The organism is Plectonema radiosum NIES-515 (assembly GCF_025753815.1).
GTDB classification, from domain to species: Bacteria; Cyanobacteriota; Cyanobacteriia; order Cyanobacteriales; family Nostocaceae; genus Hassallia; species Hassallia radiosum_A.
Genome location: NZ_JAOWRF010000308.1, coordinates 1 through 6890, shown reverse-complemented (window position 1 = coordinate 6890; position 6890 = coordinate 1). Strand labels below are relative to the sequence as shown.

Here is a 6890-nt window from a genome sequence, read left to right as displayed (position 1 = left end):
GTGGGGGAGTGGGGGAGTGGGAGACAAGGAGACAAGGAGACAAGGGGACAAGGGGACAAGGAGAATAATTCTTGTTTCTCCCCCTCCCCCACTCTCCCCATCCCCCACTCTCCCCATCCCCCCCTCCCCCACTGCTCATTGCGGTTTGCTAACGCGATTAAGTAGCCAAATTGTCCCCACTAGCCCGATAAAGTGAGCCAGAAGGGTTTGGGTGTTTGCCTGTACAACAACAATATCCAAGGCACTGATAATTTGAGAAGGATTAATTTGTAAAAGTCCTGAACCTTGTTGGGGTAAAGTTAATGCCTTCGCTAACAATGCCCCAACGATCGCTTCGGCGCCCACTAACGTTAGTGTCAGTCCGACTAAATTGACTATTAACCCTGTCCGTAAGAGTAACATCGTCTCTGCTTTCCGGGGACGGTTGTTAGGATTGCTCGATTGCAGTTGTCTGGCGATTCTGGTATAACGAAAAGCCCAGAATATCGAGCCTGCTAAATTAATTACCGCAGCTACTGCAAAAAATATACCTAAACCAGTTCCCACAGCTGTTTGATTCGCATTCGTGTTGCGAATCAAGCTGGCAAACACCAAAATTCCGCTAGCAATTACCCCCAGTACTAACTGCGACCAAAAGCTAATCCATCCTGTGAGACGAAATGCTTGGGCTATTTCCTCTAGGGATGAGGAAGAAGATTGCGATCTGGGCTTTTCTGACATACCGATCACCAACGTGGGCTTACGCTTGCTAAATTTACTATCACACTTACCAGAAAGGATAAGAGGATCTCAAGTACACAAGTCAGTACTTAATCTCATCTGTGGTGTTATCAAGAGGGTATTTCAGCTTTGAACCGAATATTTCACCCTTGAAAGCTCTTCAAAAAAAATGGTGATACATCTCCAAGAGTTTGCGAGCCTTAAAGGGCTTTTTTGGCTGGTGAGAGCAACCATATTTATTTGTGTAGGGGACGATGTATCCCCCCAACAGGAGAGCCACTACGAATAGACGGTACAGGCAACCACTTTTTTCTGGCATCCCTTGGTTACATAGCTTATTTTTTGAGGATTTACACCGGGATAATCACCGTCAAAAAAAGTGTTTATTAAGTTTTAAAAAAAAAACGCATTTTGCCTTTAAAATTGCTTAGATGGCATCTTATGCTTAAGCAGTTCTAACTAGCTCGGCATCACTTGACACAAGGATGGCGGTATATTCGTTGTCTCATCGCTTTTCACCACAACCCAAACTCCCTTGGGTAAAGGTGTAATTTCTTGCGCCTCTACAACTAGCATACCCGCCCTACGGTTAAGCGTAGGAACTGGTGTAATGTTTGCGCTTTGGCAATAAACCCTTAGTAGCGTTAAATACTCAATAAACAGGAGGGTAGCATTATATACTAAAATTTAAATTTTAGGTTCAACAACTATAAGGCATTTTTAGCCATTCACTAACCATGAAACTTGAGGATATATATCAATTCTTTGAGAATCCTCCGCCAACTTACCTCTGTCAGGAACTAGCAGTTTGTTATATTTTGCATATTTTGCTAGAAGGTGAATCCTACGGTACTGAGTTGATCCAGAAATTGGAAAACGAATATCCTACTTACAGGCTTTCGGACACTGTGCTTTACAGTGCGATTAAATTTCTGGAAGACCAAAAGGCAATCTCTGGGTATTGGAAGAAACTCGAAGGACGCGGGCGCCCTAGACGGATGTACCAAGTTTCCCCAGAATGGCTTTCTCTGGCGCAGGATTTAGCTCGTTTGTGGCAAGAATACATACAGCGGAGGACAAATTAACCAATAATTAATAATGAATAAGTCTCCTCCACTAAAAAAGTAACAATTTCCTATGGATACTACTATTCTGCCATCCACGTTGCTGCTAACTTTCTTGTTATCGGTCGGGCTGTTTTTCTTTATCCGTGCCTCGACTAAAGACCGCATAGAAAAAGCGCAACTAGTGTCCACTCTCGACGAAAATACTTTGATGCCGAAAATAAAGGAGTATTTTCGATCGCGGTCTTACCGAGTGGCAGCGGTAGACTCTCAACAAAATCAAGTAACGTTTGAAGGGTTTGTCAGACCCAGCTGGTTTTTGGCTTTATTTTTAACTGTTTTAGCAGCGGCGGGTATTGTTTCTCTATCATTAGTGTTGTCGCTGCTTTTTCCTAGCTTGAGTACGGTGTTTCTAGGGATGGTACTGTTTTCACCCTTGAGTGGTATTTATTATTGGAAAAAAGCCGGAAGACTTGAGAAGGTATTGCTCAAAGTAGAACCAACTCCAAGGGAAAAAGACGAAGCAAGTAAAATAACTGTAATTGCCCATCGAGATGAACTCAGTGAGCTAATTCGGGAATTACAGCTAAAAATTTCTTCTTAAGGGTTGTTTGAGCATCTTTGATGATTGAGATGTAAGCTAATGATGAAAAAAAGACTTTACCTGGGTGGGAGAAAAAGCTATTCAATTTCACTCGTAATGCCGTTAAAAGTTTCTTCTTGCCAAAGTAATAAACTTTCCTCGGTGAAAGACAATTCACATTTTTTCAGTAGGTCTTACTGGTGTGACGCGATCGCTTTATTTTCGTGAATTTGAAGTATCTAATAATACAAACAATCAACCCTGGCAAACAAGCGCAGTTTGATAGGAGTTGATTGTTTGATATCTTCGACTAGCTCGACTGGCAAATCAGCTACAAACTTAAAAAAAAATGAAATTTTTCAATAACTGAACAATTTTGCCAGTTAATAATTGTCACAAGCTCCACTCAATCTGTAAGACAACTATTGCTTTTTTAACGGCTAGCCAGAGCTAGAGTTTCTTGACCTGAAGGATTTTCTAATACCCTCAAGCTAGGAAACAGAAAATGGTTTTCTTCTACGTATTGAGCACCAAACAGCCCCTTTTCTGCCCAAAAATAGCGGTCTGTGGTGTGTTCATTCCGCTTTACGAGTAGCAAGGCGGGCGGCAATATACCTTCAGCTTGAATGAATTTTCTCGCTGCTGTCACAGGCTTTTCTTCGCCGCTTTCGATGCTATATTGAGGCACATGCTCCAGTATACGTCGCCCTTCTTGGCGACGACGACTCTTCCTTTTGCGTCTCCTTGCCAACCTATTTTCCTCCTCTTTCAAGCTACGCAGATTGTAGTTATAGCTACAAAATCCGTCGTCATTATATAAGTTCTAGTTCAAAAAATCAATAGTTTCTTAAGTTTTAATACGATAAAAGTAATATTTGTGAATGTCAAGAAATTAAAAGCAGTGAACTATAATCCCAAAGACCAAAGCATTAGTTGCAAGTTTTAGTTAAGCTTTATTAAATGAATGAGGGAAAAACTAAGCTATGTTAGTTAATCATCCCTCATATTCTGTAATTTTAAGCAAGATGTGAAAAATGTTAATGTCTGCCAGTTCTGAGTTTGTTACTCTGTGCCAAGAGCAAATCGCACTGTTAACCCAAGGGCTGGGAGCAACTCTGAGTGTCGTGTATTTGACGCAAGAATTGGCAGAAACCACGACAGGTGAAGCAAAACTGATTCCGGTAGTGGTTTACCCAGATACAGCAGTAGTTCGGTTCATAGATGAGAGTGCTGAGGCTCAGAGGTCTAAGTCCTTGACAGTGAGAAATGCTTTATTCTTACCAAACGTGAAGCAGAAGTTATTGAGACCATCAGAATCGCAAACGTTAAATGAGCCGCAACCGCCTTTACAAGAAGAATATGTATTAAATGGCAACCAAATTGTTTTACCTCTAATCCACGAGGGTGTAATGATGGGATTGCTGGTGACAGCCAGAGAAGACAGAGGATGGAATGAAAAGGAGCGCGGTGAAATTCAAAGGATAGCCCAAACTCTGGCGATCGCAATCATTTTAGATCAGCGTCGAGCCTGGTTAGAGCACTCGTTGCATCAACAGCAAATTATCCAAGAAAAGCAACGGGATTTACTCGATAACTTATTGCACCAGTTTCGCAACCCGCTTACAGCTTTGCGGACTTTTGGTAAACTACTTCTCAAGCGACTGCGATCGGGCGATCCTAATCGGGAAGTAGCCGCTAGTATAGTTCGAGAAAGCGATCGCCTCCAAGAATTACTGCAACAGTTCGATAAAGTCATTGACTTGACAGCAGCAGATTTAGCACCGTTCAAACTTCCAGACAAACAAGCATTTGTAGAAGCAACTTTGCAAAACGAGCCGAAACCAGCCCTCTTATTACCCGGAAGCGAAGACAAAGAAGCTGATTTTGCTTTAATCGATATCTTAAATCCATTATTAGTGTCAGCTCAAGCCATCGCCCAGGAAAGAAAACTGCAACTAATTTCCCATCTGCCACCAAATCTACCTTTAGTTCGCGCTAATTCCAAAACATTACGAGAAGTATTAAGTAATGTTATCGACAACGCCTTGAAATACACTTTTGCTGGTGGTAAAATTTTAATTCAGGCAGGACAAGAAAAACCTCACTTTTGCGGAATTGCCATCAGTGACAATGGTCCGGGAATTCCCCAACAAGATTTAGAACATCTTGGTGAACGACATTATCGCGGTGTACAAGCCGAAACAGAAATTCCTGGTTCTGGATTGGGGTTAGCGATCGCCAAACAATTAATAGAACAAATGCAGGGCGAAATTGAAGTTTTCAGCCCTGCAATTAATTCAATTATTAAATCACCCTCAGCACCAGGAACCACTTTTATTATTTGGTTGCCGATTGTTGAGGGTTAGTTGATGGGCAATGGGCAATTGTTTAATGGGCATTGGCAGTTACGAATTGAGAATGAGAGATTCTTTCCATGCCCCATGCCCCATGCCCAATGCCCCACGCTCCTATTTCAGTGAAACTTGGAAGTCTTGATTGATTGTCATTTGTAAATCAGTATTTGGCTCGATTGCGATTAAGTCAACGCTCTTTTTACCAAAGAATAGACCAATCAATGCGCCAATACCAGCCCCACCCAAAACTTCTTCTGTACCGATCGCGCGATCGCCTGTGACAGCAGAGACGGCAGCTGCGGCACCTGCGCCCAATACGGTATTCTTAATAATTGCCGAAACACTAGTGCCCTTTTTCACTGTTTGTGTTTTGCTAATCACTTCAGAGGTAGCGTTGACTTGATACTCTTGACCTGAAGGTAAAATCAATTTCTGAGCAACGAATTGAGAACCACCTTTAACTGGTTTAAGTTGCCCGACAACCTGACTACCAGCAGGAATTACAATAGTTCCTTCTTGTGTTACCACATTTTGCGCCACTGTGAGTGTCAAAGGCGCTGTTTCTTCCTTAGTGACAAGAATTTTTTCTGCTTTGTCGTACTTGATCGGAATAGCTGTTCCTTGAGGGATTTTCACAGCTACAGGTGTGGGAGTAGTCGATTGAGCTGCGACAATGTAAGACGAGTTAATTGCGGCAGCTTGATTGGTGCTAACCAATCCTTGATAGATAAAAGCTGCTACCTGTGCTCGTGTAGCGGTTTGGGTAGGATTGAGGAAGTTAACATTAGGATAGTTGACGACAATTCGCTTTTCAGTTGCTGCTGCGATCGGATTGCGGGCATAACCAGCGATATTAGAAGAGTCGTTGTAATATTGCAGAGTGCTTTCAGCGTTACTGCTAGCAGAATATTCTAGACCGTTGGCGAGGGAAACTAAAACTTGTTGCCGAGGAATAGCTTGATTAGGCTCGAAGCGATTGCCGGGATATCCTGATAAGAAACCACTGCTATAAGCTTCTTGAATGGCGCTGTATGCCCAATAATTGCTAGCTACATCGTTAAATTTAGTTGCTTCTCGTTTTGGCGCTTTTTGGAAAGCTTTGCGAATCATCGCGGCGAATTGAGCGCGGGTTACTGGTTCTTCTGGGCGAAATGTACCATCAGGAAAGCCAGCAATAACGCCTCGCTCTGATAATTTTTGAATAAACTCTCCTGCCCAATAGTTAGAGTTAACATCAGAAAAAGTTGTTTGAGCAAATGATGGTGCAGGTGCAATGAAGGGTGCTACAGCACCTGCTGTTACGCTCAAAGTCATCAGTGCAGCTGTTACTTTTTTGCCGCGATTTAAACTAAACATTGAATTCGTTCTCCCCACCAATTCTGTTTTTTACTGTTAGTTAGTAAGACAATTCGTCAGATAAATAGTTCCAAGCTATTCCTGCCTTTTGTCAATACTTTTAGCGGACTCCAACGCTCCTAAAATTGCGATTTTTGAGCGCCATTTTCGGCTTCTTGCACCCAGTTAAATCAAGTTTATTTAATTGCTTTTTGAGATAGTCATGTTTAAGCATGACAAACTACTCACTTATGATAAGTCTGAGCTATGACATAAGTATTTAAACAATCCTTGATATTCAGTAAGACGTGCCTTTGAAAAAATAGTTGCAGAAAAATTTAATTTTTTTTACTCTTTATTAATTTGGATTCAATCTCCACGCAAACGTCGTCAAAGCCAATCAAACCTAGCTTTCACAACAATTATGTTTTCAGTAAGATAAGTATTACTCTCAAACATGGCGTTGCTTAACTGACTGACTACATGCCTTAATATACTGATAAGTAACAGTATGAGTGCATCGATTTAGGGAAAACGCAAGTAATACTACTAAACACAGTTTCAAGCTCATTGTCGGATACTTTGTTTCATGGTGTTTAGAATAAATTCAGTCCCCTGCGGCAATTTTGTCAGCGTATCTCCTATCAAACCCATGCTGAGAACCCCCGAAGAACAGAAACGTAGTTTCGAGTTCTGTGCTTTAGCCGGGGGATGAAAGCTAACCGCCTGATTCCGAAAGGCATTTTAGTTTTAATTGCTTTTTTGATTCTCAATATATTGTCTGACAATTTCTGTACTTACAGCACCCGTAGAAGCAACAAAATAACTAGGACT

7 protein-coding genes are annotated in these 6890 nt (G+C 41.7%); 3 read left to right on the top strand and 4 right to left on the bottom strand.

Going from position 1 to position 6890, the window contains the following annotated elements; translation table 11 throughout:
- Positions 1 to 135: 135 nt before the first annotated feature.
- Positions 136 to 720: a DUF3611 family protein gene (locus OGM63_RS21720; protein ID WP_263747739.1), complete on the bottom strand. Its 585-nt coding sequence runs from the start codon at positions 718 to 720 to the stop codon at positions 136 to 138.
- Between the two features lie 737 nt (positions 721 to 1457).
- Here OGM63_RS21720 and OGM63_RS21715 point away from each other — a divergent pair.
- Both OGM63_RS21715 and OGM63_RS21710 read left to right on the top strand, forming a co-directional pair.
- Complete coding sequence (locus OGM63_RS21715) at positions 1458 to 1805, top strand: PadR family transcriptional regulator (RefSeq protein ID WP_263747738.1); 348 nt, start codon at positions 1458 to 1460, stop codon at positions 1803 to 1805.
- A 52-nt stretch (positions 1806 to 1857) separates the two neighbouring features.
- Positions 1858 to 2388: a cofactor assembly of complex C subunit B gene (locus OGM63_RS21710; protein ID WP_263747737.1), complete on the top strand. Its 531-nt coding sequence runs from the start codon at positions 1858 to 1860 to the stop codon at positions 2386 to 2388.
- A 412-nt stretch (positions 2389 to 2800) separates the two neighbouring features.
- Here the strand turns inward: OGM63_RS21710 and OGM63_RS21705 are convergent, their stop codons facing one another.
- Positions 2801 to 3118 carry a DUF3155 domain-containing protein gene (locus OGM63_RS21705; RefSeq protein WP_029633439.1) on the bottom strand — a complete coding sequence of 106 codons (318 nt, stop codon included), beginning with the start codon at positions 3116 to 3118 and terminating at the stop codon, positions 2801 to 2803.
- Positions 3119 to 3407: 289 nt separating this feature from the next.
- On the opposite strand from OGM63_RS21705, the gene OGM63_RS21700 reads away from it, so the two are divergent.
- Positions 3408 to 4733, top strand: coding sequence for a GAF domain-containing sensor histidine kinase (locus OGM63_RS21700; RefSeq protein ID WP_263747736.1), 1326 nt, complete (start codon positions 3408 to 3410; stop codon positions 4731 to 4733).
- 102 nt (positions 4734 to 4835) lie between these two features.
- Here OGM63_RS21700 and OGM63_RS21695 read toward each other — a convergent pair whose 3' ends face one another.
- Both OGM63_RS21695 and OGM63_RS29965 read right to left on the bottom strand, forming a co-directional pair.
- Positions 4836 to 6077 (bottom strand): S-layer homology domain-containing protein, encoded by a 1242-nt coding sequence (locus tag OGM63_RS21695; RefSeq protein ID WP_263747735.1) that lies wholly within the window; start codon positions 6075 to 6077, stop codon positions 4836 to 4838.
- A 729-nt stretch (positions 6078 to 6806) separates the two neighbouring features.
- The coding region (locus OGM63_RS29965) for a transposase (RefSeq protein ID WP_375340484.1) at positions 6807 to 6890 on the bottom strand (84 nt) is incomplete at its 5' end.

Bases quoted from the DNA above. Each gene is read 5' to 3' on its own strand.
- OGM63_RS21720 (WP_263747739.1), bottom strand. From the start codon at position 720: ATGTCAGAAAAGCCCAGATCGCAATCTTCTTCCTCATCCCTAGAGGAA.
- OGM63_RS21710 (WP_263747737.1), top strand. From the start codon at position 1,858: ATGGATACTACTATTCTGCCATCCACGTTGCTGCTAACTTTCTTGTTA.
- OGM63_RS21700 (WP_263747736.1), top strand. From the start codon at position 3,408: ATGTCTGCCAGTTCTGAGTTTGTTACTCTGTGCCAAGAGCAAATCGCA.
- OGM63_RS21695 (WP_263747735.1), bottom strand. From the start codon at position 6,077: ATGTTTAGTTTAAATCGCGGCAAAAAAGTAACAGCTGCACTGATGACT.
- OGM63_RS21715 (WP_263747738.1), top strand. From the start codon at position 1,458: ATGAAACTTGAGGATATATATCAATTCTTTGAGAATCCTCCGCCAACT.